Consider the following 26,304-nt stretch of genomic DNA (forward strand, 5'->3'; position numbering starts at 1 on the left):
CAACACCTATGGCCTATGACCAGAAGCGCGTCGTCGACGCCCTCCGCGCATTCGAAGCCGGCGAAATCGTTGTCGTCACCGATGACGACGCCCGCGAGAACGAAGGCGATCTCATCGTCGCCGCGGTCCATTGCACGCCTGACAAGATGGCCTTCATCGTGCGCCACACGTCCGGAATCGTCTGCGCCCCCATGCCGCGGGAAGAGGCCAAGCGCCTCAACCTCAACGCCATGGTGGCGGAAAACGACAGCGCCCATACGACGGCCTTTACCGTCAGCGTCGACTTCAAGCATGGCACCACGACGGGTATATCGGCCGATGACCGGACGCTGACCGTCCGCAACCTTGCCAACCCGAATGCCGGCGCTTCGGATTTCGTGCGGCCGGGTCACATCTTCCCGCTGATCGCCCGCGAAGGCGGTGTGCTGATGCGCTCGGGTCATACCGAAGCGGCCATCGATCTCTGCAGGCTTGCAAACCTGCCGCCGATCGGCGTCATTTCCGAACTGGTGAACGACAACGGTACCGTCATGCGCGGTCCGCAGGTCGCCGATTTTGCTGCTCAGCACCAGCTGAAGCTGCTTTCCGTCGCCGACCTGATCGCCTATCGCCAGCGCAAGGAAACCCTGATCGAGCTGCAGTCGAACTTCGACGTCGAGACGCCGCATGGCAAAGCGAAGGCACATGCCTATTCGCTGCCCTGGGACCCGATGCAGCATGTGGCGGTGATCTTCGGCGACATTCGCGATGGCGTCGATATTCCCGTTCGCCTGCATCTGGAAAACGTCACGCAGGACGTGTTCGGCTCCCAGCGCTCTGTCGATCGCTACATGCGAAAGATCGAGGAAGAGGGCCGCGGAGTGATCATCTACCTGCGCGAAGGTTCGGTCGGCGTCGGCCAGAAGGATCATGGCCGCAAGCTGCGCCAGGACCAGGAGGGCCATGCCGAGGCTCAGGCCCGCGAGAGCGAATGGCTGGAAATCGGCCTCGGCGCGCAGATCCTCAAGGATCTCGGCGTCACCTCGATCAAGCTGCTCACCCGCAGCGAGCGCCATTATGTCGGCCTCGAAGGTTTCGGTATCAAGATCTCCGAGACGGTGATCTGCTGATCGCCCTCAATCCTTAGGGTTGTAAAAGGTTTGTGACCGTTTCATCGTCGCTCGTTGTCGGGCGGCGATTTTTCGTGTACGGATAATAATTGAAGATCATTTGGGACGAGACGAAGCGGATCGTGAATCTCGAGAAGCACGGTCTCGATTTCGCTGATCTTTATTTCGAATTCTTCGCGACGGCGGTTACCACGCCTGCCAAAAAGGCGAGATCCAAAGCTGTCGGCCGCCTGAAGGATGGAACGATCGTCGTGATATTCCTGGCGCTCGGCTCGGAAGCAATCTCGGTCATTTCGATGCGCCCTGCCCGAAAAGATGAGAGGAGCATGATCGAATGAACATCAAACATGAAAAACAGAAAGAGTTTCGCCCTGGTCGCGGATATACCAAAGAGGATTGGGACGCGGTCGACAGCCCACCACTGACCGCAGAAGAGATGGCGAGCATGCGGCCGTTCCGGGAAGTCTTCCCGGAAATCGCCGCGAAGATGGAACAGGCGATCGCCGCCCGCGGCCGGCCGAAGCTTGAGGCGCCGAAGGTGGCTGTGACGCTCCGGCTCGATCCGGACGTGCTCGAAAAATTCAAGGCGTCCGGCAAGGACTGGCGCGCCAAGATGGCCGAAGAGCTGCGCAAGGCCGCGGGGCTCTGAGGCGGCCTACCGGCTGGCGGCGAGGATTTCCGAGATAAAGCGGTGAGCCTTGAGCGCATCCTCGCCGGTGACGCGCAGCGGCGCTCCGTTGCGGACCGCATCCACAAAGTTTTCGATCAAGGCGCGATGCATTTCGTGGCCGAAGGCCATCGGATTGGCCCCTGCTCCGCTGCCGGATTTCTCCCCGGCCTCGATAACGCCGGTTCCGTCCATGAAGGCTGCAGTGAGCGTGTCGCCGGTAAAGACGGCAGTGCCTTTGGTACCGAGCAGTTCGATGCGTTCCGGCAGGCCGGGATAGGCGCAGGTGGTGGCGTTGAGCGTGCCGATCGCGCCGTTTTCATAGGCGAAGGTCGCCGTCACCAGGTCTTCGGTTTCCATCGAATGGATCGGGCTGGTGCGGACGAAGGCCGAGACGTCTTTTGGCGTGCCGGCGAAGCTCAGCAGCAGGTCGATCGTATGGATGCCCTGGGTCAGCAGCACGCCACCGCCATCGCGCGCCATGGTGCCGCGGCCCTCGACGTCGTAATAGCTCTGCGGGCGCCAGTTGCGGATCGCAACGGAGGCCTCGATCAGTTGCCCCAGCCGCTCGGACTTGACGATCTCGTCCAGTTTCAGAGCCGCGGTGCGGAAGCGGTTCTGCAGCACCATGGCCAGCAGCACGCCGGCGTCCCTGGCCGCCTTGACGATCGCTTCGGAGCGCTCGAAGGAAATGTCGAGCGGCTTTTCCAGCAGGATATGCTTTTTCGCCGTGGCGCATCGCTGGACGAGTTCCAGATGGCTGCTCGGCGGGGTGAGGATCAGCACCGCCTCGATCGCCTTGTCCGCGAAGATCGCATCGAGATCGTCGGTCACGGGGATCGGGTACTCGGCCGCGAACGCCTCGCGCCGGGTGGCGGTCGGGCTGAAGGCCGCGACGCATTCGATCCGGTCGGAAAGGTCGAGCAGGGCACGGGCGTGGTGCCCCGCCGCCATGCCGAGCCCGATCATCGCCACTTTCAGTTTCGTCATCGTCCCCTCCCCTCAGGTTCTGTTTTCAGCCGAGAACTTCGAGCGTGCGCATGATGCCGCGCAGTTCCGCCAGACCCTTCAGCCGCCCGATGCAGGAATAGCCGGGATTGACGCGTCTGCCTATGTCGTCGACGATCGCGTGGCCGTGGTCGGGCCGCATCGGGATCTGCCAGTCCACCCTGCCTTCCGCCCTACGGCGCTTTTCCTCGGCCATCAGCGCCATCGTGACCCGCACCATGTCCGTATCCCCCTCCAGATGCTCGGCCTCGTGGAAGGAGCCGTCGCCTTCCTTGGTGACGTTGCGCAGATGGGCGAAATGGATGTCGGAAGCGAATTCCTTGGCCATGGCGACCAGATCGTTCTCGGGATTGGCACCGTAGGAGCCGGTGCAGAGCGTGATGCCGTTCGAAGGCGACTTCGCGGCCGCGAGCAAAGCGCGGGCATCGGACGCCTTGCAGACGACGCGCGGCAGGCCGAAGAGCGGGAATGGCGGATCGTCCGGGTGGATCGCCATCCTGACACCCGCCTCTTCGGCGACCGGGATGATCTCGCTCAGGAAGGTGAAGAGGTTTTCGCGGAAACCAGTCTCTGACAGTTCCTTGTAGATATCCAGCATACGGTTGAGGCTCTGCCGGTCGTAGACGAATTCGCGGGCCGGCACCCATTCGATCAGGTTGCGCTCGAGGCGGGCGAGATCGCTCTCGCTCGCCGTCTTCAGCCATGCTTCGGCCCTGGCGATACGGTCGGCAGGATGATCGGCTCCGGCGCCGGGGCGCTTCAGGATAAAGACGTCATAGGCGCAGAATTCGACGATATCGAAACGCAGGGCCGTGCCGCCATGCGGCATCTCGTATTCGAGGTCGGTGCGCGTCCAATCGGTGATCGCCATGAAATTGTAGCAGACCGTCCTGATGCCGGCTTTTGCCACCGCGCGGATCGAGGCCTTGTAGTTGTCGATCAGCTCGCGGTAACGGCCGGTGCGGGTCTTGATGTCCTCGTGGACGATGATGCTTTCGACCACCGACCAGGTGAGCCCGGCCGCCTCGATGATCGCCTTGCGCTTGGCGATCTCGTCGTCCGGCCAGATACGGCCGTCGTTCAGGTGATGCAGCGCGCTGACGATGCCCGTCGCGCCGGCCTGTTTCACATGCGAAAGCTTGACCGTGTCGTCCGGTCCGAACCAGCGCCAAGTCTGTTCCATCCTATTGTTACCTTATGCTTGTCAGCCGAGCCGCATGCCGGTTGCGGCATCGAAGATATGGCTGTTGGTGGGTGCAAGCGCCAGATTGAGTACCTCGCCGGTTTTTATGAAAAGCCGCTCGCGCAGCTGCGCCGAGAACTTCTGGCCGTCGACGGTGCCCTGCACGAAGGTTTCCGAACCGGTCGGCTCGATATTCGACACGGTCATCGGAATGCCCTCGTTCCCGGAGGCGATGGCGAGATGTTCCGGTCGGATGCCATAGGTGACCGCGGTACCCACCAGGACGGAAGCCTCGGGTCCGAGCGGCAGGCGAACGCCGTTTTCAGTCAGCACGGACTTACGATCCTCGGCCACCTTGCCGGAGAGGAAATTCATCGAAGGTGAACCGATGAAGCTGGCGACGAAGGTGTTGACCGGCTTGTCGTAGAGCTCCAGCGGCGCGCCGACCTGCTCGACGATACCATCCCGCATCACCACAATCCGGTCCGCCATGGTCATCGCCTCGATCTGGTCGTGGGTGACGTAGACGGTGGTCGTCTTAATGCGGGCGTGGATGTCCTTCAGCTCGGCGCGCATCTGCACGCGCAGCTTGGCATCGAGGTTGGAGAGCGGTTCGTCGAACAGGAAGACCTTGGGGTTACGGACGATGGCCCGGCCCATGGCGACACGCTGGCGCTGGCCGCCGGAGAGCTGTTTCGGGTAACGCTTGAGGTAATCGGTCAATCCGAGGATACGCGCGGCATCGTTGACCCGCTCGGCGATCTCCTCCTTGGATTTTTTGGCGAGCCGCAGGGAAAAGCCCATGTTCTCGGCGATCGTCATATGCGGGTAGAGCGCATAGTTCTGGAAGACCATGGCGATGTCGCGGTTCTTCGGTTCGACCTCGTTGATGACGCGGCCGTCGATGCGGATCGTGCCGCCGGAAATGTCTTCGAGCCCGGCGATCATCCGCAGCAGCGTGGACTTGCCGCAGCCGGAGGGGCCGACGAGGACGACGAAGGCGCCATCCGGCACATCGACGGACACGCCCTTGATGGTCTCGACGTCGCCATAGGCCTTGCGGACGTTCTGGATTTCAACGGAAGCCATGTATTTATCCTGAAACTGTTCGGGTTTGGGGCTTCAGCCGGTCTGCGGCGTGAATGGCTGCGAGCAGGCTGAGGCCGGTGTGGTAGCCGGGATCGAGATCCGGCGTGGCGGGTACGAAATCGACGGGGCCGTCCTTGGTCATGGTCTGGTAGGCGATCGGCGGCGTGCCGCGCCAGTAGCGCTCGAAGAAGGCCGCATGCGCGGTCTTCCAGACGCCGAGGCTCTCGGGGCTGCCGGTGCGCTCGTGGGCGAGAGCTGCCGATCGGATGGTTTCCGGCAGCGACCACCACGGGCAATAGGGGCTCTGTGCCTCACCGGTCTTGATGGACACCGTGAGTGTGATGCCCGGACCGACGAAGCCCTTGTCGAAAGACGAAACGAGGATGCGTTCCAGTTTGTCGATCAGTGCCGGATCGGCGGTGTCGTCGAGATAGTCGAGCGCGAAGCCGACGAACTCGATGCCGTGGCCGACATTGCAGCTGTCTTCGCCGGGCACGTTGCGGAGCAGGCCGGTCGCGGCGTCGTAATGCCTGTCGATGACATGGGCGATGAAGCGGTCGGCAAAGGCGAGATGCACCGTGTGGCCGAAGCGCTTCAGCAAACCTGCGGCACCGAGCAGGATCATCCGTGGGCCGAAATCGTCCACCTGCTCGGCGAGGCTGTCGAGCGAAAGTGGCCGGCGTTCGTCCATCTGGAAACGGCCGGTTTCGATTGCGGCGATCACCCGGTCGAAATAGGCGAGATGGTCGGCAATATCCGGCAGGCCGTAGCGGCTTGCCGCGGCCACCAGCCCCTTGGCCACGAAGGCGTCGGAATAGGTGTAGATGAGGGCCGGCTTTTCCTGGGTCTGGACCACGTTCGCCTGATCGGCGTAGACGGCCCGCATGTCGCGGTCATAGCAGAAATAGGCATGGCCATCCGGCTTCTGGAGCGCCGCCAGGAGGGTATAGAGGCGGCGGCCGGCGGCATCGAGCTTTTCGGCCAGGGGCGGCAGTTCCGCTCCGAAGAACTCGGCATGGGCGACGACCGCTTCCAGCCCCCGCCCCTGGATCCAGCCATAGGTGTAATCCGGGCCGCGAACGCCGTCTTCCACACCATAATCCTTCAGCGTCAGGCTGTTCTGTTTGGTGTTCAAAAACCCGCCGCCGAGCATCGGCCGCTGCAGCATCCAATAGAGTGTGCCGGCATTAGCTGCGGCATAGGTGGTGCGGGCTTCCGCGAAGAAATCCATCGCCATCGTCACTCCTTGAGGCCGGTGCTGGCGACGCCCTGCACGAAATTGCGGCGCAGGATGACGAAGAGGAGGATAGATGGAATGAGGACCGTGGCGGAGGCGGCGCTGAGGCGGCCGAGATCGACGGTGAAGCCGGTCTGGAACAGCGCCAGGCCCACTTCGATCGTGTAACTGGTGCGGGTCGTCGCGACGATCATCGGCCACGCGAAAGCGGTCCAGGCCTGGAAGAAGGCGAGCACGGCGAGCGCGCCGAGCGCGCCGCGCAAGAGCGGCAGGACGATGTGCAGGAAGATCCAGAACTCGCCGGCGCCGTCGATGCGGGCCGCTTCCAGCAGTTCGTCGGGGATCGAGTGAATGACGTTCTGGCGGATCAGGAAGATGCCGAAACTCATCACCAGATAACCGAGCAGCAGGCCCCAGACGGAATTGAGGATGCCGAGGCTTTTTGCCTGGAAATAGAGCGGGATCATGTAGACCTCGAACGGCACGATGGCGGTTGCGAGGAAGAGCGCGAAGAGGATGTTCATCGTCCGGAAGCGGAATTTTCCGAAGATGTAGCCGGCGATCGCCGAGGTAGCGACGATCGCGATCGTCGACATGACGGCAAAGGCGATGCTGTTGCCGATCCAGCGCAGAAGCGGCGTTTCGCCGAGCACGGCGGAAAAATTGGCGAGCGTCGGGTCGCGCGGGATGATGGTCGGCGGCCAGCTCAGCATTTCCGCCGGCGTCTTGAAGGCGTTCGCCACCAGGAAGACCAGCGGCAGGAGCATCAGGATAGAGACGACGATGAGGAAGACGTCGATCGCGAAGTTGATTGCGCGCTTCTTGCGGCGCAGGCGCACGCCCTCGGAAAGCTCTTCGGTGGTGGGCTCGATATAGTTCACGGAATTGGTCGTCATGCCTTGCCCCTTTCCCGCAGCATCGAGAACTGGATGAGCGTCAGCGCGAGAACGATGACCAGAAGCACCACGGCCTCGGACGCCGCGTAACCGACGCGGTAATTGCGAAAGCTGTTTTCCAGCATGTCGAGAACCAGCACCCGCACCTGCCGTCCGGGCGCGCCTTGCGCATCGGATGCCAGCACGAAGGCCTGGGCATAGACGTTGAAGCCGGAGACGAGCGTCACGACCGAGACGTAGAGGGTGATCGGCTTCAGCATCGGGATCGACAGGTACCAGAAGCTCTGCGGGCCGGAGGCGCCGTCGAGCTTGGCCGCTTCATAAAGAGAGACCGGCAGGTTCTTGAAGCCGACGATATAGATCAGCACCGCATAACCCAGCGCCTGCCAGGAGCAGAGCACGATGATGCAGATGACCGACAGGACCGGATCGAACAGCCAGGATTGCGCCGGGATGCCGAAAAAGGTCAGGAGCGCATTCAGCGGCCCGAGCCGGGCGTCAAAGATCCATTTCCAGGCCATGGCGGCGGGAACCAGCGACACGACATGCGGGATGAAGATCGCGGTCTCGTAAAAACCGGCCATCCGCGAGCGGGTGCGGTGAAAGATCAGCGCGGCGATGATCAGCGCCATCGGGATGGTCAGGATCAGCACGCCGAAGGCGATGATCGTGGTATTGACCAGGGCGTCGAGGAACAGGTGGTCGCCCATCAGCTCGCGAAAATTGGCGAGGCCGACGAAGGGCTTGTTCTTCGACAGGATGTCCCACTTGAAAAGGCTGAGCCTCAGCGTGTCGGCGATCGGATAAAGCCGGACATAGGCAAAGATTGCCAGGGTCGGCAAAATCGCAAGGATCGCAAAAATCCATCTTTTGCGCTTCAGCATAAAGTTTGGCCTGTAGACAGCAGGTTCGGCCGCGGCGCGGGTCGGACCCAGGATCCCCGTTTTAAGTGCCCGGAGCAATGATGCTCCGGGCCCATGCGAATGGCGAGTGGTGGCGGCGATTATTTCGCAGCCAGGCCTTCGCGGGTAAGGATGGTGTTCACTTCGTCGCTAGCCTTCTTGAGGAACGCGTCGATCTTGGCATCGTCGCCGGCAAGCGAGGCGTCGCCGAAGGCGGCGACGAGCTGGGCGGCAACGCGGGTCAGGATCTCTTCGATCGGGCCGATCGACGGCAGCGTGAAGAACTCGTAGCCCTTCGGATAATCGACGAAGGCGGCAAACGCCGGTTGCTTGGACGTCACGGCCGAATAATCGACACCCGAACGGTTCGGCAGCCAGCCGACGTTCTGGAGCAGCCAGACGAGGTTTTCCGGCGAATTGGCAGCCTTGGCGAATTCCCAACCGACCTTGGCATCGGCGCCCTTGCCGGCGACGTAGAGGTTGGTGGGCAGGGCGATGGAACCCTTCGGCAGCGGCGCGGTGGCGTATTTCAGATCCGGTGCCTTCTTGGCGATATCGCCGATCACCCAGGATTCGCGGATGAACATGGCAGTCTGACCACGCTCGAAGGCATCGGCGTCAGCCGGCATTTCCGGGGTAACCGTCTTGGTGGTGAAGATGTTGGTGAGATACTGTTTCAGCGCCTTGCGGCCAGCCTCATTGGCGAAATTGGGCTTCCACTTTCCGTCGCCTGCGGGAGCGAGGATCGCGCCGCCATATTGATGCATGTTGATCCAGAATTTTTCCGCAATGCCCTGGCCGCCGCCCGAGAGACGCATGCTCCAGCCGGAGACGGTCGCCTTGCCGGATGCGTCGCGCTTGGTCAGTTTCTCGGCATAGGTGGAATATTCCTCCATGGTCTTTGGCGGGGCGGTCAGGCCGGCAGCCTTGAACATCTCGGTGTTGTAGTAGAGCGCACCCTGGCCGCGGAAGAGCGGCACGCCGTAGATCTTGCCGCCCTTGCCTGCGGTATCGCTGAAGAACTTGTCGAAGTTCTTCGGGTCCTTGACGAAGGTCGCGATATCGGCCGGCGCTTCCGGCAGAAGGTCGTTTTCAAGGTAACGGGTGGCGGTCGAGCCGGATAGCTCGATGACCGTCGTGCCGTCCTGGCCGCCGGTGAGGCCGAGCGCGACGCGCTTTTCATGCTCGCGAAGGGCGATCGCCTCGACCTTCACCTCGAGCTTCGGATAGGCGGCCTTCATGCCCTTCGCGACATGTTCGTAGAACGGCGCCATTTCCGGATAACCGCTCCAGACCGTCAGCGTTTCGGCCGAAACGGTGGAGGCGCCGGAGAGAAGTGCGGCGCCGAATGCCGCGCTCACAAGCAGCGCACGGGTCGAAATCCTGGTCTTTGCTGATCTGTTTTTCATGTCCCTGTTCCCTTGTTGTTGTTAACAAAAAGCTCTCATGCAACCGGTTGCGTGTCAAGCATCGGATCGTTTGTGGTAGGCGGTCGGTTCATGCGGCCCCGCTTTCCCTGTAGGTGGCTTTCGCGAGTTCGATGGCGCAGGCCGCGAGCGCTTCGGCCGAGCCCGGCGCGAAGGTCGCGGCCAGGCCGTAATAGCGATGCGCTTCGTCCACCTCGTAACCGCCGAACTGGAATTCGCTGGCGGGCGGGATGTAGCCGGGATTGTCGTCGGCAAAACCGATGACGAAGGCCGGCTTGTCCGCGCCAAGGCTCGTACGGATGGTCAGCGCCGTCTCCGCAAAGATCTCGCCCGGCAACGCCACGATCGGCACGCCGCCCCAATCGAGCACGGTGACGCGTTCGGCGAGCGGTTCCGGTTTAAGCGGCGCGATGTCGCGTGCCCAATCGGCCCAGTAGCCGAGCAGGTTTTTGCGGGCGGGATCGGCGCTCAGGGCTTCCTCCCGCCAGCGCTTTTCGAGAATTTCGGGTGCCTCCGTCTCTCTGCGTTCGAAGGCGAGGCTGACGGTGCCGTTGCGGGCATGTACGGTGCCTGAAACCGGCCATTCCGCAGCGCCGAGCGCTGCCTCGGCGATCTTGCGGCCGATGCTTTCAGCGGCAGCAAAGCTGCGATCGGGGTTTGCGGCAAGCGAGATCGAGGCATGAGCGGAATGGCCGGTATTGGCGTCGCCGACGCAGCCGGTCATGAACAGGGCGACCGCGCCGGGATGGGCTTCTTCCAGCGCCTGCCGCACGAAATGGGGATAATCGGCCGTCCAGAGGAGATTGTCGGCCGCCAGCACCACCGGATGGCAGGCATAGGCGGTTACGAGGGCGATCATGCTGCCATCCGCAGCGCGGATGCGAAGGAGTGGCAGGGAAGTGTCCACGGGTCCGCCGGGATGGCGCCGATTGCGCGCAATCCCCGGATCACTTCCCTGCCCCACAGTAACCGTCGCCGGCCGGCGCATGGTGGCGGCCTTGTCGATGGCGGCGACGCAGGCATCTTCCAGCCGCTCCAGATAGGCCGGATCGGCTGCGATGCTGAGCCGGCCGGCCATGGAGACCGGGCCGCCGTGATTGTGGAGTGCTGCGACCACGACGTTCTCTGCCGGCAGGACGCAACGTTCGCGAATTCGGACGCTCGTCGCGGCATCGATGCCGATGACGTCGGCGACGACGACCGCCGTCTCGCCGACCACCACGGCACGGACCGTCAGGGCATCATGGGCACCCTTGGCCGGCAGGGTGCGGGCCGCAAATCCGGACATCGCAAGGCCGGGCGGCGGGGTGATATCGACGATGGCGGCTCCGGCCCGGATCATGCGCAGAACGCCTTCTCGCCATGGATCCAGGATTCTCTGACCTTCAGTTCGCGCGCGCCTTCCGACCATTCGAAACGGATGAGATCGGCACGGGCACCGACTTCCAGCAGGCCGCGCCCGCCGACGAAGCGGCCGGGATTGCGGGTTGCGAGCAGAAGCGCATCGGCAAGCGGAAGGCCCGCCATCTGCGATGCGATCGCGACATTGGCGGACAGCGGCAGGCTGGCACCGGCGAGATAGGGCGTGCCGGCAACGCTGATCCGACCTTCGGAAGAGACCTCGACGCGGCCGCCGACCGGCTGGTCGTAGACGCCGGCCGGCATGCCGGCGAGTGCCACCATGTCGGAGACGAGGATTGCCCGATCCAAACCCTTGGCGCGCAGCATGGCCTTGAACGTATCGGCCGGCAGGTGCCAGCCGTCGGCGATAAAGCTCGCCGTCAGCCGGTCGTCGGCAAGCTGCGCCCAGATGAAATTCGGGTGGCGGGGCAGCATGGCGGCGGCACCGTTGCCGAGATGGGTGGAGAGGACCGCGCCGGCCTCCGCCGCCGCATGGATTTCCTCCGGCGCTGCGGCTGTGTGGCCGAGCGCCACGTGGACACCACGGGCCGTGAGAGCGCGGATATAATCGACGCTGCCTTCATGTTCCGGCGCGATCGTCACCATCGTAACCAGATTGCCAGAAGCCTCCTGCCAGCGGTCGAATTCAGCGATCGACGGCGGGCGGACATGCGCCAGCGGATGGGCGCCGCGCGGGCCGTCCTTGTCCGAGATCGAAGGGCCTTCGACATGGATGCCCGGCACCATTTCGGCGATCAGTCGGTGGCCGGCGCGGATTCTTGCGATATCGGCGAGCGCCTGAAGGATGGAAGTCTCGGAGGCGGTGATGATGGTCGGCAGCCAGGTGGTCACGCCGACGCCCAGCAATTCCTCGCAGAGCGAAAGGAGGATGTTGGCGGTGACCCCGCCATTGTTCAGGTCGAAGCCGCGATAGCCGTTGACCTGCAGGTCGATCAGGCCGGCGGAGAGATAACGCGGGCTGGTGTTTTCCGCGGGACGAATGGCGGCAATCGCGCCGTCGGCGATTTCGATCGCGATACCTTTGCCGGTGCGGGGATCGATACCGTCGACGACCATGGTCAGAGCGCCCTCACCCGGCCTTGGAAATTGGCGATGAAACGGCCGTTCGCCTCGTCGCCTCCCGGCGCATTGCCGCTGCGCCAGACCGGCGGCTCTATCCCCCGTTCGACAAGCTTCGCCACCGTGCGGATCACCAGGCAGTTCAGCGTGAAGGCGTTGGCGAAGGTGGAGATTGCCGCGATGTTTTCGCCCATGCCGGGGACCTTCACCACCGCATCGCCGATCGGCACCTTGCAGTCGATGGCGATATCGACGAGGTCATGCAGGTTCTGCCTGGTCGGATGACGGGCCGGATGGTCCGGCGAGGTTTTCGAGGCGTGTTCGCGGGAGCTGACGCCGATCAGGAAGGCGCCGCGGCGTTTGGCTTCCAGCGCCGCATCGATCAGCGCGGCATTGATGCCGTAGGCATTGACGAGGATCAGCAGGTCGGTGTCGCCGAGCCGCTGGTTTGATATCACCACCTTGCCGTAACCCGGCGTGCGCTCGATCGCCATGGAGCGGAGCGCGCCGTTCGACAGAAGCGTGCCTTCGTCGAGAATGGCGCTGATATGCATCAGGCCGCCGGCACGGAAGAAGACTTCCTGCGAGGCGAGATTGGAATGGCCGCCGGGGCCATAGATATGCACCAGCCGGTCGGCGGCGATCTGGTCGGCGAGTTTTGACGCCGCCTGATCGAGCGGGGCCTTTTCCTCTTCCAGGACCCGGCGCATCAAGCCTTGAGTCGAGGCGAAATAACCTTCGCAGAGCGCATCCGCATCGATGACGGGGGTCTCAGGCATCGGGGTCGGAATCCTTGTCGATATAGAGGGTGCAGGCGGCGTGGAAGCGCAGGACGCTGGCCGGGCATTCGGTGGTCAGCGGGCCGTAAAGCGTTTTCGAAACGGCGTCGCGCTTGACGGCACCGGGCACGACGCAGAACAGCCGGTCGGCGCGCAGCAAGCGCGGCACCGTGAGCGTGATGGCCTCGTGGGGCACGGACGCAAGATCTGAAAAACAGTCGTCATCGACCTGCTGCTGGCGGCAGATATCGTCCAGTTCGACGATCTTGACGTCCAGCGGATCGTTGAAATCCGCGACCGGCGGGTCGTTGAAGGCGATATGGCCGTTGACGCCGATGCCGAGGCAGACGAAATCGATCGGCGCCTCGTTCAGCAGGTCGGAATAACGGCGCACCTCGGCGCTCGCATCCGGCTCAGGGGTGATGCGGTGCACGGCGGCGAATGGCAGCTTGGCGAACACATGCTCATCCAGCCAGTTGACGAACCGCGCCGGCGAGGACGGCGACAGGCCGATATATTCATCCATGTGGAAGGCGGTGACGCGGCTCCAGTCGATGCCCGGCACGGCGCAGAGCGCCTTCAGCATGTCGGCCTGGCTGGGGGCGGCGGCAAAGATCATCCGGACATTGGCCTGGCTGGCTAGGCGCGCGACCAAGGCGGCAGCAATATCGGCGGCTGCGGCGGCGCCCATCTCGGCCCGTGTTGCAAAGCTTTCGGCCGAGAGGCGGTCGAAAGTCCGCCGCGTTTCCGGCGAAGGACGATGGGCGGTGGCGAGCTTCAAACGCGGTCTCCATGTCATCTGGGAGGGAAGCCCACGGCAGCGGCGACGCGTCGCCGCACTCATTGCCGGCCCCTCTTTTGTTAGCGAAAGAATTCCATGCAACCGGTTGCATGTCAAGTGGATGAATGTCAGTCTGCAAGTCGAATTGCGGGCAGAATTGATAGCGCCGCGGACTTCATGCTAAGTGCCAGGCCAAACGGGCGAGTTCTCAACTTTCATGATCAAGCGAACCAAGGGCGTCACCATCAGCCAGGTCGCCGATGCGGCAGGCGTTGCGCGTTCCAGCGTGTCGCGCGCCTTCACGCGGCCGGACATGCTCTCCCCGGAAACCGTGACCCGCATCATGAAGGCAGCAGAGGCGCTCGGCTACGTGCCGAACCATACGGCGCGGGCGCTCAGCACCGGGCGGCACGGCAATGTCGGGCTGATCGTGCCCGATATCGCCAACCCGTTCTTCCCGCCGCTGATCCAGGCGGCCCAGCTCGAAGCGGATCGTTCCGATTTCTGCATCTTCCTCGGCAATACCGAGGAGAACCCGAAGCAGGAGGACAAGCTGGTCGGCCGGTTCGCGGGCCAGGTGGAAGGGCTGGTGCTCGCCTCCTCGCGTCTCTCGGACGAGCGCATCCGCGCCCATGCGGGCCAGTTGCCGCTGGTCTTGATCAACCGCGATATCGACGGCATTCCCCGGGTGCTGATCGACAGCGGATCGGGCGTCCGGCAAGCCGTCGAACATCTCGCCAAGCTCGGACATCGCCGGATCGTCTATGTCAGCGGCCCGTCGAATTCCTGGTCGAACAAACAGCGCCGTACCGCCATCAAGGCCGCGGCATCGGGGCTAGGCATCGTGGTCGAAACCGTGCCGGCCGTGCTGGCGAGCTACAATTCCGGTCGCAACGCGGTGAGCGCGATCCTTGCCACAGGCGCCACGGCAGCGGTCGCGTTCGATGACCTTACGGCCCAAGGCGTGCTCGCCGGGCTTTCCGAAAAGCGGGTCTCCGTGCCGTCAGATTTCAGCCTGATTGGCTGCGACGACGTGCTCGGCGCCGTCACCTATCCGGCCCTCACCTCGGTCTCCAACCGCTCGACGGAGGCCGGCCGGGTGGCCGTCTCGCTGCTCCTCGACATGCTGCAGTCTCGCGCCATCCGCGACGTGCGCTACGTGCTGGAAACGCATCTCGTGGTCCGCAATACGACGACCGCGGCACGATAAACGGGAACCTTGCCGTCGGGGGCGGGTTGGATGGAGACCCAACTTTTCCACGGGAGGTTTGCATGCCGAAGAAAAAATGGTCGCAGGACGTGACCGAGCACAGCGACGCGATGGACCTGAGGGACGGCGTGTTCAAATCGCGCAGCCCGAAGAAGATCGCCGACTCCCTCAAGCATTCCGCCGAAGCCAGTCATCGCCGCAAGTCGAGCCCGTTCCAGTCGGCCATGTCGATGCTGAATTTCTACATCAACCGCGCCGGCGACCAGCTTTCGAAATCGCGCGAAATCGCGCCGCGCCACGCTGGAGAAGGCCAAGGATGAGCTTCGCAAGGATTTCGGCCGTGAACCGAAGCATTAAAATCACCCCGCCAAGCCTCGACAGCATGACCTCCGCCGCCGATGTCACCATCGAAACCATTCTCTTCGAATTCAGCGACTGGGTGCCGAACAATCCCGATCTGCCGGTGCTGATCTATCGTAACGCCATCCCGGCTGAAGGCGAGATGGCGCCGAAATTCGAAGAACGGTTCCAGGCGAATGGCTGGCAGGGCATCTGGCGCAACGGCGTCTTCGACTATCAGCACTATCACACCGGCGCCCACGAGGTGCTCGGGATCGCAGGCGGCCGGGCGCGGTTGCTGATCGGCGGACCGGGCGGCGCCGAACTGAGCGTTCATGCCGGAGACTGCCTGATCCTGCCGGCCGGCACCGGCCACAGGCGGATCGATGCGAGCCGGGATTTCCTGGTGGTCGGCGCCTACCCGCCCGGACAGGACGCGGATATCCAGACCGGGCCGGCGAACCAGGCGCAGCTCGACACAATCGCAAGCCTGCCACTTCCAAAGACCGATCCCGTGGAAGGGGCCGACGGCACTCTTCTTCGCGCATGGTCTCGGCGCTGATCTTTCAGTTTTCCTTCATGCGATCTGCATGTCGGGCATGCTTCAATGATGACGAGCCTGCCTGTTACCCCGGCGTTCCCGGTGACGGAATATCGCCGTTTCGTGCCGGAATTCGCCCACAAAACAAGCATTGCAACGTTGCAGCATAAGCGCGGCCCTTGGAGCCATTAGATTTCGGCTCGAGGGTGCTTTCACGTCGGCGCAACGTTTGACGGCCTCCAAAATGTATGGCTTCCTTATATCACGGCGCGAAGAGGAGGAGACTGTTCGCGTCACATCACACTCCGGCTCGCCCGCGAGGTGCCGGACTGAACTCTAGGAGGAGAGTGCAGTGAAGCGATTTCTAGCAAGCGCCCTGGCGCTGGTGTTTTCAGCCTATATTCCGGGCGGCACTGCCACCGCCGCAGACGATTACCCGACCCGGCAGATCACGCTGATCGCCGGTTTCCCGGCCGGCAGCGGCGCGGACGTCTATGCCCGCTTCTTCGCCAAAAAACTCGAAGAGCAGCTCAAGCAGACTGTGATCGTCGACAACAAGCCGGGCGGCCTCGGAAGCCTTTCGGTCGTCGCGCTCAAGAACGCGAAACCGGACGGCTATACGATGCTGATCGGTTCGGCCGACCAGTTCACCGCCGCGCCCTACGTCTTCAACGCCCCGCCCTATGATCCGCTCAAGGACTTCGACTATGTCGCGCCGGTGTTCAGCCAGGCGTTCATGATGCTGGTCAACGCCAAGTCGCCCTACCAGAAGATTTCCGACCTGACCAAGGCGATGAAGGAAAAGGGTGCCAAGGGTTCCTACGCCACGTCGAACTTCCCGTCCGTCATCCTGGCCGAAATGTACAAGGCCAATACAGGCGTGCCGGACACGCTTCAGGTGCGTTACAAGACGAGCGCCGACTCGCTCAATGACTTTGCAAGCGGCGCGATCGATTACATGGTCGGCGATCCGGTCTTCGGCCTGGCCCGCTCGCGGGACGGAACGCTGCGCGTGCTGGCCGTCAGCACGGCGAAGCGCATTTCCTCGGTCCCGGACATCCCGACTTTCGCGGAAGAAGGCGTGCCGAATGTCGACGTGCGCATCTGGTGGGTTCTCGCCGCGCCCAAGGGTACACCGAAGGATATTCTCGACAAGATGCACAAGGTGATGACGCAGGTCACCACCAGCGACGAGGCCCGCAAGTTCGTCGGCACCAATGGCGGCGAGCCGATGACGCTCGACAGCCCGAAGGCGACACTCGATTACGCGACGATGGACACCAAGCGCTGGGAAGAGTGGGCCAAGATCGGCAAGATCGAAAAGCAGTAAGCTTCCAGAGGCATGACCGGATCGGAAAGGCTGGAGGGGGATCTCCGGCCTTTTCCGTTTCAGCGTGCCGGAATAGAGCTGATAATGCGTCCACAGGAACAACTCCGGATTGTTCATCTGCATCAACAGCTTCGTCGAAGATGCAGGCCCGAAGCGTGAGAAACCGCTTGAGTCAGGCAATTTTATCGGAACCAGCACCGCCGCTCGACAGTTAGACCGCCAATTCGACGGCTCTAATCGACGGCGAGGCAAATCCCATGAACACGCGTCCCCAATTCATCGCCGGGACATCCCTCGCGCAACTCCCACCACAGATCTACTACGTTCATCCCCTGATGCTGAGGGGGCTCGACGCGTGGCGGGAGGTTTTTGCGCATGCCAGGGATCTCGGTTTCGACACGGTGCTGACGGCGCCGCTTTTCGAGCGGGGCCACAATGCGAGCGTCTTCGTGACGAAGAATTTCGATCGGTTAGACCCGGAGCTTCAGATCGGCTCTTCCGTCCAGGACGGTATCAAGGCCCTGATCCAGGCGGCGCGCGAAAGCAAGATCAAGCTGATGCTCGACCTTGTCATCGATCGAGTCGGCGTGGACGCCGAACATGCCGGGCCGATCCTCGCCGATCCGCGTATCGCGCCGCGGGACAGCTGCAGCCGCGGCATCGACTTCATGAGCGAAGCCCGCCATATCGAGGATTGGCGCAAGCGGATGGCGCAGCTGACCGGCCTCGGGATTGCCGGTTTCCGCTGCCTCGGTATCGGCCGCCTGGCGCCGGAAGCCTGGTACGACCTGATCATTTCCACCCGCAAATCAGCGCCTGAGACGATCTTTCTGGCATGGACGCCGGGCACCTCCTTCGAGGATCGCCGGGCGCTCGAGGGTGCCGGTTTCGACGGCAGCTTCTCGTCGCTTGCCTGGTGGAACCTGGAGGAACGCTGGATCCTCGACGAATACCAGATCCAGCGCCAGCTCGGTTATCAGGTCACATTCCCGGAAGCACCTTTCGGCAAACGCATCGCCCACGGCACCGACAGTTGCGAAGTGCTGCAGAGGAAGGCGATCCGCTCGCTGAAGCTCGCCTCGACCTTCGCGAGCGGGCTGATGATCCCGATGGGCTTCGAATTCGGCGCGACGACGCCGCTCGACCCGCTGTTTGGCGACGGAATGGGCCTCAGGGGCCTGCGGGAGCAGGGATCGTTCGATCTCTCGGCCGATATCCGAAGCGTGAACGCCGGCACCAACAAGACCGCGGCCGGCTTTGCCCGCCAGCCGCTGCGGCTCATCTCCACCAGCCAGACGCCGGCCGTGGCATTGATGCAGACCGACCGGGAAGACCTGCGTTCGGCGCAGAAGGTGCGCGTCGTGGTTCTGAACCGGGATCTGCGCCGCTCCGTGGCCGCTCCCTTCAACGTGCTGCGCGAGGCGGCCGCGCCCTTCCTGCCGCTCGAAGCGCCGGAGGCGGATGGCGAAGCCTTTGCCGCACAGCTCAAACTGAAACCCGGCGAAATCAGGATCTTCGAGGGCCGGTCGTCGGTGCCGATCGTGGACGCCGCACCGGTGCCTTCGGTAGACAAGGCGACCGCTTCGCCCCGGCTGGCGATCGAGAAGATCACGCCATGCGTCGATGACGGCCGTTTCGTGGTCAAACGGGTGGTTGGCGAGACGGTGAAGGTCGAGGCGGACATTTTCGGCGACGGCCATGATCCGCTGGCGGCCGCGCTGCTCTGGCGCGCGGCCGACGAGACGGAATGGACCGAGGAGCGCATGCAGCTCGTCCTGAACGATCGCTGGAACGCGGAATTCACCCTGAAGCGCATGGGCCGCCACGAATTCCTGATCGAGGCCTGGCGCAATCCCTTCGCGATCTTCCGCTATGAATTCGTGAAGAAACACGAGGCGCGGCTCGATCTGAGGCTGGAAATCCAAGAGGGCATCAACCTCGTTCTCGATGCGCTGGACAATTCCTCCGGCAGGATCAAGACACGGCTCAAAGCGCTATTCGACAAGCTGACCGAGGTGCAGGACCCGCAACGCACGGAAATCTTGCTGGCGCCTGAAACCGCCGAACTGATGGCGGAGGCCGACCGTCGGCCGTTCAAGGTCCGTTCCCAGGCGATCCCGATCGACGCGGAACGTATCGCCGCTGGTTTCGCCAGCTGGTACCAGATCTTTCCCCGCTCGCAGAGTGGCGATCCCAACCGGCACGGCACGTTCGACGACGTGATCAAGCGGCTGCCCGCCATCCGCGACATGGGGTTCGACGTTCTTTATTTCCCGCCCATCCACCCGATCGGCAAGACCAACCGCAAGGGCAAGAACAATTCGCTGAGCCCCGCGCCGGACGATCCGGGCAGCCCCTATGCGATCGGCTCTGAGGAAGGCGGTCATGACGCGATCCATCCGGAGCTCGGCACGTTCGAGGACTTCCGCCGGCTGGTGGATGCCGCCCAGGAAGAAGGCCTTGAAATAGCGCTAGACCTGGCGATCCAGGCCTCGCCCGATCATCCCTGGCTGAAATCACATCCCGGCTGGTTCGACTGGCGGCCGGACGGGACGATCCGGTATGCGGAAAACCCGCCGAAGAAATACGAGGACATCGTCAACGTCGATTTCTACGCCCATGATGCGATCCCCTCGCTCTGGGTGGAACTGCGCGACATCGTGCAGAAATGGGTCGACAACGGCGTCAAGCTCTTCCGCGTCGACAATCCGCACACGAAACCCTTCCCGTTCTGGGAATGGCTGATCGCCGACATCCGCGCGCGGCATCCGGAGGTCGTCTTCCTGTCGGAGGCATTCACCAAGCCGAAGGTCATGTACCGGCTCGCCAAGGTCGGCTTCTCGCAGTCCTACACCTATTTCACCTGGCGCAATGCCAAGTGGGAGCTCGAGCAGTATATGCGCGAGATCACCACCGAGGAGCCGAAGGAATTCTTCCGTCCGCATTTCTTCGTCAACACGCACGACATCAACCCGGACTTCCTGCAGAACGCGCCGCGGCCGGCCTATCTGATCCGCGCCGCCCTCGCCGCGACGCTGTCGGGTCTCTGGGGCGTCTATAACGGCTTCGAGCTTTGCGAAGGCCGGCCGGACGCCAAGCGCAAGGAATATGCGGATTCGGAGAAATACGAGATCCGCGCCTGGGACTACGACCGTCCCGGCAACATCAAGGGCGAGATCACCCTGCTCAACCGGCTCCGCCGCGAGAACCCGGCGCTGCATTCGCATCTCGGCCTGCAGCTTCTCACCGCCTGGAACGACAACATCATGTTCTTCGAGAAGGCGAGTGCCGGTCGCGAGAACGTCCTGCTGATCGCGATCAACCTCGATCCCCACAATGCGCAGGAGGCGGATGTCGAAATACCACTCTGGTCATGGAACCTCCCGGACCATGGCGCACTTGACCTAGAAGATCTGGTCGGCGGCAACCGTTTCACGCTGACCGGCAAGATCCAACGTATCCGGCTCGATCCGCATCACGGCCTGCCGTTTTCGATCTGGCGCGTGCGATAAGGGAGAAAACAAAATGGACATGACGGGCAGCCGCAGCCAGGCTCAGAACCAGGTGCCGGGCCAAGAGAGCGATCCTCTGTGGTACAAGGACGCGATCATCTATCAGCTCCACATCAAGTCGTTCTTCGATGCGAATGGTGACGGGATCGGCGATTTTCAGGGTCTGCACGAGAAACTCGACCATATCGCCTCGCTCGGCGCCAATGCGATCTGGCTACTGCCCTTTTTCCCGTCGCCCCGCCGCGACGATGGATACGACATCGCCGATTACGGCAATGTCAGCTCCGACTACGGCACGATCGAGGAGTTCCAGGCCTTCGTCGAGGCGGCGCACCAGCGCGGCATCCGGGTCATCATCGAGCTCGTCATCAACCATACATCCGACCAGCATCCGTGGTTCCAGCGGGCGCGGCATGCGCCGCCCGGCTCTCCGGAGCGCGACTTCTACGTCTGGTCGGATACGGATCAGAAATTCCCCGAAACCCGGATCATCTTCCTCGACACGGAAAAATCGAACTGGACATGGGACCCGGTCGCCGGCGCCTATTACTGGCACCGCTTCTACTCCCACCAGCCGGACCTCAACTTCGACAATCCGCAGGTGCTGGAGGAGCTGCTCGGCGTCATGCGCTTCTGGGCGGATACCGGCATTGACGGGTTCCGGCTGGACGCGATCCCCTATCTCGTCGAGCGCGAGGGCACGAACAACGAAAACCTGCCCGAGACGCACGAAATCCTGAAGAAGATCCGCGCCTCGCTCGACAGCACCCATCCCGGCAAGATGCTGCTCGCCGAAGCCAATCAATGGCCGGAGGACACGAACGAGTATTTCGGCAATGGCGACGAATGCAACATGGCGTTCCACTTCCCGCTGATGCCGCGCATGTACATGGCGATCGCCAAGGAAGACCGTTTCCCGATCACCGACATCATGCGCCAGACGCCGGAAATCCCGGAAAACTGCCAGTGGGCGATCTTCCTTCGCAATCACGACGAGCTGACGCTGGAAATGGTGACCGACGAGGAACGCGACTACCTCTGGAACATCTATGCCGCCGACCGCCGCGCCCGCATCAATCTCGGCATCCGCCGCCGCCTTGCGCCGCTGATGGAACGCGACCGCCGGCGCATCGAACTGATGAACGCGCTGCTGCTCTCCATGCCCGGAACGCCGGTTCTCTATTACGGCGACGAGATCGGTATGGGCGACAATATCTATCTCGGCGACCGCGACGGGGTGCGCACCCCGATGCAATGGTCGCCGGACCGCAATGGCGGTTTCTCCAAGGCCGATCCGGCCCGCCTCGTGCTGCCGCCGGTGATGGACCCGCTCTACGGATACGAGGCGGTGAACGTCGAGGCGCAGGGGTCGGACGCCCATTCGCTGCTGAACTGGACCCGGCGCATGCTGGCGCTGCGCAACAAGCACTCCGCCTTCGGCCGCGGCTCGCTGAAATTCCTCACGCCGGGCAATCGCAAGATCCTCGCCTATCTGCGCGAATACAACGGCGAGACGATCCTCTGCGTCGCCAATCTCTCGCGCCTGCCGCAGGCAGTGGAACTCGACCTGGCGCATTTCGCCGGCCGCGTGCCGATCGAGCTTTCGGGCATGTCGCCCTTCCCGCCGATCGGCCAGCTCACCTATCTCCTGACCCTGCAGCCGTTCGGCTTCTTCTGGTTCCAGCTCGTCGCCGAAGCCGACGGGCCCGTCTGGCGCAAGGAGCCGCCGGAGCAGATGCAGGACATGGTGACCATGGTCACCCGCCGCGACCTGCAGGAACTGGTCGACGAGCCCCGGCTTGCCGCCACGCTCTCCAACGAGGTTCTGCCGGCCTATCTCGGCAAGCGCCGCTGGTTCGGCTCCAAGGGCCAGGTCCTGAATGGGGCCACACTGGTCGCGGCAACGCCGATCGCTTTTGCCAACAACATCCTGCTCGGTGAGCTCGAGGCGGAGGTGGATGGCCGCAAGGACACCTATCTGTTGCCGCTTGCCGTGTCCTGGGACGATGCGCAGCCCACCGCGCTCGCCCAGCAGCTTGCGCTCGCCCGTATCCGTCAGGGCCGCCGCGTCGGCTTCCTGACCGACGGGTTCGCAATGGAGGGCCTGGCGCGCGGCGTGATGCGTGGCCTTCGCGAGCGTTCGGTGATTTCCGGTCGCGCCGGCACATTGGAATTCATCGGCACGGAAAGTCTCGACAGCCTGACGGTTACCGACGACATGGCCATCCGTTGGCTCTCGGCGGAGCAATCCAACAGTTCGCTTATTTTGGGCGACCTGGCGATGGTGAAGCTCATCCGCCACGTCTTCCCCGGCATGCATCCGGAAGCCGAGATGACCCGTTATCTGACCAATGTCGGCTACCAGAATACCGCGCAATTGCTCGGCGAGGTCGCCCGGACGGCACCGGACGGCAGCCGCTACACGCTGATCATCGTGCAGAGCGCGATCCGCAACCAGGGCGACGCCTGGAACTGGATGCTCAGTAACCTGCGCCGGGCCATCGACGAGATCGTGGTGACCGGCCTCGAGGGCGAGGTGGTGGACGAGCATTTCAAGCCGCTGGTAAACTTGGTCGCGACCATCGGCAAACGGCTCGGCGAGTTGCATGCGGCGCTCGCCCAGCCAACCGACGACCCGGACTTCCAACCGATCCGGGCAACGGCAGCCGATGCCGAAAAATGGCGTGACGGGGTCACGGCTCAGATTTCCCACAGCCTGGCGATCCTCGAAAAAACGGTCGAGGGTCTGGATTCGGATATCGCCCTCGAGGCGAAAGCGATCCTCGACCGCCGCGACCAGCTTCTCGGCCTCGCCACGCATCTTGCGAGCGCCGTCGAAGGCACGCTGATGACCCGCAATCACGGCGACTTCCATCTTGGCCAGATCCTGGTCGCGGAAGGCGATGCCTATATCATCGACTTCGAAGGCGAACCGACCCGCGACCTCGCCGAGCGTCGCGCCAAGACCAATCCATTGCGCGACGTCGCCGGCCTACTGCGCTCCCTCAGCTATCTCGCGGCGTCTGCCGATCTCGACAGGGAAATCGTCAGCGAGGTGGAAGACGCACGCCACAAGGCACTGGTCGGGCGCTTTATGGAGATGGCGGAGCCGGCCTTCCTCGATGCCTATTTCGAGGCCACCCAGACCTCAGAGGCGTTGCGCATCGCGCCGGAGGCTCGCGGGCGCATTCTCGATCTCTTCCTGCTTGAAAAGGCCGCCTACGAGATCGCCTACGAAGTGCGCAGCCGTCCGCACTGGCTTCCCCTCCCGCTTGCCGGCTTCTCGGCGATCGCATCCCGACTTCTGGAGAACGTCTCATGAGATACGAGCGCACAGACCTGATGATCGGCACCGTCCGCGAGGGCTTGGCAGCCCTGGTCGAAGGTCGCCACGGAGATCCATTCTCGATCCTCGGACGCCATCAATACGGCAACCTCACCGTGGTTCGGGCGCTGCTGCCCGGTGCGCTGTCGGTGGAGGTCGTGGAGGCCGATACCGGCAAGGTGCTCGCCGAACTCGAAACCATCCATGAAGGCGGGCTGTTTGCCGGGGTGACCGCCAGCACGGCGCCTTACTTCTTCCGGATCCAGTGGCCGGACGCCGTCCAGGAAATGGAAGATCCCTATTCCTTCCCGCTGCTGCTCGGCGATCTCGACCTGCATCTGATCGGCCAGGGCACCCATTACGATCTCGGCCGGACGCTCGGCGCCATACCGATGGAGGTCGAGGGCATCGAGGGCGTGCGCTTTGCGGTCTGGGCGCCGAATGCGCGGCGTGTCTCGGTCGTCGGCGATTTCAACGCCTGGGACGGACGGCGCTACCCGATGCGGCTTCGCACGCAGGCCGGCATATGGGAACTCTTCCTTCCGCGCCTCACCCACGGCGAGCGCTACAAGTTCGAAATCCTCGACGGAAACGGCAATCTGCTCCCGCAAAAAGCCGATCCGGTCGCCCGCGCGAGCGAGGCTGCCCCATCGACGGCCTCGATCGTCGCCTCCTCCAAACCCTTCCGCTGGAACGACGAGGACTGGATGCGCAGGCAGCGCACTGAGCGCGCCCGCGAAGGCGCGATGTCGATCTACGAGGTGCATCTCGGCTCGTGGCTGCGGATCGCCGAGGAAGGCAACCGGCATCTCGACTGGGTCGAGCTCAGCCAGCGGCTGATCCCTTACGTTCAGAACCTCGGCTTCACCCATATCGAGATGCTGCCGATCATGGAGCATCCGTTCGGCGGCTCCTGGGGTTATCAGCCGCTCGGGCTGTTCGCGCCGACCGGGCGTCACGGCACGCCGGAAGATTTCGCCTATTTCATCGACCGCTGCCATCAGGCTGGCATCGGCGTCATTCTCGACTGGGTGCCGGCGCATTTCCCGACCGACGTCTGGGGTCTTGCCAAGTTCGACGGCACGCCGCTCTACGAGCATGCCGATCCGCGCGAAGGTTTCCACAGGGACTGGAACACGCTGATCTACAATCTCGGCCGCAACGAGGTGAAAGGCTTCCTGATCGCCTCGGCGCTCGAATGGCTGGAGCATTACCATGTCGATGCGCTGCGGGTCGATGCGGTCGCCTCGATGCTCTACCGCGACTACAGCCGCAACGAGGGCGAATGGATCCCCAACCAGTATGGTGGGCGCGAAAACCTTGAGGCCGTCGAGTTCTTCAAGCACCTGAACAGCATCATCCATGACCGCTGCCCGCATGCGTTCACGGCGGCGGAGGAATCGACCGCCTGGCCGGGCGTCACCAAGCCGACCGAAGAGGGCGGGCTCGGCTTCGACTTCAAATGGAACATGGGCTGGATGCACGACACGCTGCATTACATGCAGGACGATCCGGTCTACCGGAAATACCAGCATGGGGCGATGAGCTTCGGAATGATCTATGCCTATTCCGAACGCTTCATCCTGCCGCTCTCCCATGACGAAGTGGTGCACGGCAAGGGCTCGCTGATGGCCAAGATGCCGCGGGCGACCACTGGCAGAAACTTGCCAACCTTCGCGCCTATTACGGCTTCATGTGGGGCCATCCCGGCAAGAAGCTGATGTTCATGGGCGGCGAACTGGCACAGGAGACCGAGTGGAACCATGACGGCTCGGTCGTCTGGGACCTGCTCGACCAACCCGCCCATGCGGGGGTACAGCGACTGGTCCGCGACCTGAATGCGCTATACGCGCAGGAACCCGCGCTGCAGTTCGGCGATCTGCATCATGAAGGCTTCGAATGGGCCGTGGCCGACGACGCTGAAAATTCCGTCTACGGTATGTTGAGGAGCAGCCAAGACCGGTCCTCGCATGTACTGGTCGTCTCCAACCTCACGCCGATGCCGCGGCATGGCTACCGGATCGGCGTGCCCGCGGAAGGCCGCTGGGAGGTGGTGCTGAACACCGACGCGGCGCTTTATGGCGGATCCAACATGGGGCAATCGGAAGCCTGGACGGAACATGCGCCGGCGCATGGGAAGGCGTTTTCCATACAGGTAGTGCTGCCGCCGCTGGCGACGGTGTTCTTGCGGTGGCGGGGGTAGGCTCTAGCTTAACGTTGAAACGAGAATTTGCCGTGAGGCACCCCCCTCTGCCCTGCCGGGCATCTCCCCCTCAAGGGGGGAGATTGGATGGGGTCAATGCCCTGCCTAAATCCCGGTATAAGCCCGCTTAAATCGCATCGGAATTGAGCAAGCGCCACACGTCGCTGAGAGGATCTGCGTGTCACCACGAGGAAGTGATGAGCCAGCCTCTGGCCGATCTCCCCCCTTGAGGGGGAGATGCCCGGCAGGGCAGAGGGGGGTGTCGCGGGCACAAGGGGCGATGAT

General features: G+C 63.1%; 19 protein-coding genes and 2 pseudogenes. 10 read left to right on the plus strand and 11 right to left on the minus strand.

The features are described from left to right. Positions 1 to 8 precede the first annotated feature (8 nt). The 3 genes from ribB to ACZ9EJ_RS14235 all read left to right on the plus strand — a co-directional run bounded on the left by ribB (position 9) and on the right by ACZ9EJ_RS14235 (position 1,758). Complete coding sequence (gene ribB, locus ACZ9EJ_RS14225; RefSeq protein WP_046641062.1) at positions 9 to 1,109, plus strand: 3,4-dihydroxy-2-butanone-4-phosphate synthase; 1,101 nt, start codon at positions 9 to 11, stop codon at positions 1,107 to 1,109. A gap of 89 nt (positions 1,110 to 1,198) precedes the next feature. Further along, entirely contained in the window at positions 1,199 to 1,447 is a 249-nt protein-coding gene (locus ACZ9EJ_RS14230; protein WP_046625071.1) for a BrnT family toxin, read from the plus strand. Further along, positions 1,444 to 1,758, plus strand: a complete 315-nt coding sequence (locus ACZ9EJ_RS14235) for a BrnA antitoxin family protein (RefSeq protein ID WP_046641063.1) — start codon at positions 1,444 to 1,446, stop codon at positions 1,756 to 1,758. The genes ACZ9EJ_RS14230 and ACZ9EJ_RS14235 overlap by 4 nt, the downstream gene beginning before the upstream one ends. A 6-nt stretch (positions 1,759 to 1,764) precedes the next feature. On the opposite strand, the gene ACZ9EJ_RS14240 is transcribed toward ACZ9EJ_RS14235, so the two are convergent. From ACZ9EJ_RS14240 to ACZ9EJ_RS14290, 11 genes are all read right to left on the minus strand, one after another. Next, positions 1,765 to 2,766: a Gfo/Idh/MocA family protein gene (locus tag ACZ9EJ_RS14240; protein WP_046641064.1), complete on the minus strand. Its 1,002-nt coding sequence runs from the start codon at positions 2,764 to 2,766 to the stop codon at positions 1,765 to 1,767. 25 nt (positions 2,767 to 2,791) lie between these two features. Further along, on the minus strand, positions 2,792 to 3,967 hold the full coding sequence (gene uxuA, locus ACZ9EJ_RS14245) for a mannonate dehydratase (protein ID WP_046641065.1): 1,176 nt from the start codon (positions 3,965 to 3,967) through the stop codon (positions 2,792 to 2,794). 21 nt (positions 3,968 to 3,988) lie between these two features. Next, positions 3,989 to 5,056, minus strand: a complete 1,068-nt coding sequence (locus ACZ9EJ_RS14250; protein ID WP_046641066.1) for an ABC transporter ATP-binding protein — start codon at positions 5,054 to 5,056, stop codon at positions 3,989 to 3,991. A 4-nt stretch (positions 5,057 to 5,060) separates the two neighbouring features. Beyond that, positions 5,061 to 6,293, minus strand: a complete 1,233-nt coding sequence (locus tag ACZ9EJ_RS14255; RefSeq protein WP_251089421.1) for an AGE family epimerase/isomerase — start codon at positions 6,291 to 6,293, stop codon at positions 5,061 to 5,063. A 2-nt stretch (positions 6,294 to 6,295) separates the two neighbouring features. Further along, a complete protein-coding gene (locus ACZ9EJ_RS14260; protein WP_251089422.1) occupies positions 6,296 to 7,189 on the minus strand; it encodes a carbohydrate ABC transporter permease in 894 nt (297 codons plus the stop codon). Continuing rightward, positions 7,186 to 8,073, minus strand: coding sequence for a carbohydrate ABC transporter permease (locus tag ACZ9EJ_RS14265; RefSeq protein WP_046632738.1), 888 nt, complete (start codon positions 8,071 to 8,073; stop codon positions 7,186 to 7,188). The genes ACZ9EJ_RS14260 and ACZ9EJ_RS14265 overlap by 4 nt, the downstream gene beginning before the upstream one ends. A gap of 119 nt (positions 8,074 to 8,192) precedes the next feature. Continuing rightward, positions 8,193 to 9,500: an extracellular solute-binding protein gene (locus ACZ9EJ_RS14270; protein ID WP_046632740.1), complete on the minus strand. Its 1,308-nt coding sequence runs from the start codon at positions 9,498 to 9,500 to the stop codon at positions 8,193 to 8,195. 88 nt (positions 9,501 to 9,588) lie between these two features. Beyond that, entirely contained in the window at positions 9,589 to 10,860 is a 1,272-nt protein-coding gene (locus ACZ9EJ_RS14275; RefSeq protein WP_046641067.1) for a neutral/alkaline non-lysosomal ceramidase N-terminal domain-containing protein, read from the minus strand. Continuing rightward, positions 10,857 to 11,996 carry an N-acetylglucosamine-6-phosphate deacetylase gene (locus ACZ9EJ_RS14280; protein ID WP_046641068.1) on the minus strand — a complete coding sequence of 380 codons (1,140 nt, stop codon included), beginning with the start codon at positions 11,994 to 11,996 and terminating at the stop codon, positions 10,857 to 10,859. Before ACZ9EJ_RS14280 ends, ACZ9EJ_RS14275 begins: the two co-directional genes overlap by 4 nt. Positions 11,997 to 11,998: 2 nt before the next feature. Further along, positions 11,999 to 12,778 (minus strand): sugar isomerase domain-containing protein, encoded by a 780-nt coding sequence (locus ACZ9EJ_RS14285; RefSeq protein ID WP_080955770.1) that lies wholly within the window; start codon positions 12,776 to 12,778, stop codon positions 11,999 to 12,001. Further along, positions 12,771 to 13,559, minus strand: a complete 789-nt coding sequence (locus tag ACZ9EJ_RS14290; RefSeq protein WP_370649809.1) for a 6-phosphogluconolactonase — start codon at positions 13,557 to 13,559, stop codon at positions 12,771 to 12,773. Before ACZ9EJ_RS14290 ends, ACZ9EJ_RS14285 begins: the two co-directional genes overlap by 8 nt. Before the next feature lie 217 nt (positions 13,560 to 13,776). Between ACZ9EJ_RS14290 and ACZ9EJ_RS14295 the strand changes: the two genes are divergently transcribed. From ACZ9EJ_RS14295 to glgB, 7 genes and pseudogenes are all read left to right on the plus strand, one after another. Next, positions 13,777 to 14,769 (plus strand): LacI family DNA-binding transcriptional regulator, encoded by a 993-nt coding sequence (locus tag ACZ9EJ_RS14295; protein WP_046632747.1) that lies wholly within the window; start codon positions 13,777 to 13,779, stop codon positions 14,767 to 14,769. Positions 14,770 to 14,831: 62 nt separating this feature from the next. After that, a pseudogene (locus ACZ9EJ_RS14300) lies at positions 14,832 to 15,126 on the plus strand (DUF3175 domain-containing protein). Between the two features lie 25 nt (positions 15,127 to 15,151). Next, positions 15,152 to 15,670, plus strand: a complete 519-nt coding sequence (locus ACZ9EJ_RS14305; protein WP_046641069.1) for a cupin — start codon at positions 15,152 to 15,154, stop codon at positions 15,668 to 15,670. Positions 15,671 to 16,001: 331 nt separating this feature from the next. Next, positions 16,002 to 16,979, plus strand: coding sequence for a Bug family tripartite tricarboxylate transporter substrate binding protein (locus tag ACZ9EJ_RS14310; RefSeq protein ID WP_052764635.1), 978 nt, complete (start codon positions 16,002 to 16,004; stop codon positions 16,977 to 16,979). Positions 16,980 to 17,236: 257 nt separating this feature from the next. Beyond that, complete coding sequence (locus ACZ9EJ_RS14315; protein WP_046641070.1) at positions 17,237 to 20,491, plus strand: maltotransferase domain-containing protein; 3,255 nt, start codon at positions 17,237 to 17,239, stop codon at positions 20,489 to 20,491. A 13-nt stretch (positions 20,492 to 20,504) separates the two neighbouring features. Next, the gene (gene treS, locus ACZ9EJ_RS14320; RefSeq protein WP_370649810.1) at positions 20,505 to 23,813 is read left to right on the plus strand and encodes a maltose alpha-D-glucosyltransferase; all 3,309 of its coding nucleotides are present in this window, start codon (positions 20,505 to 20,507) and stop codon (positions 23,811 to 23,813) included. Further along, positions 23,810 to 26,019 (plus strand): annotated as a pseudogene (gene glgB / locus ACZ9EJ_RS14325) (1,4-alpha-glucan branching protein GlgB). The gene treS and the pseudogene glgB overlap by 4 nt, the downstream one beginning before the upstream one ends. Positions 26,020 to 26,304 lie beyond the last annotated feature (285 nt).

The sequence above is a fragment of the Neorhizobium sp. USDA 3394 genome (genome assembly GCF_056280385.1).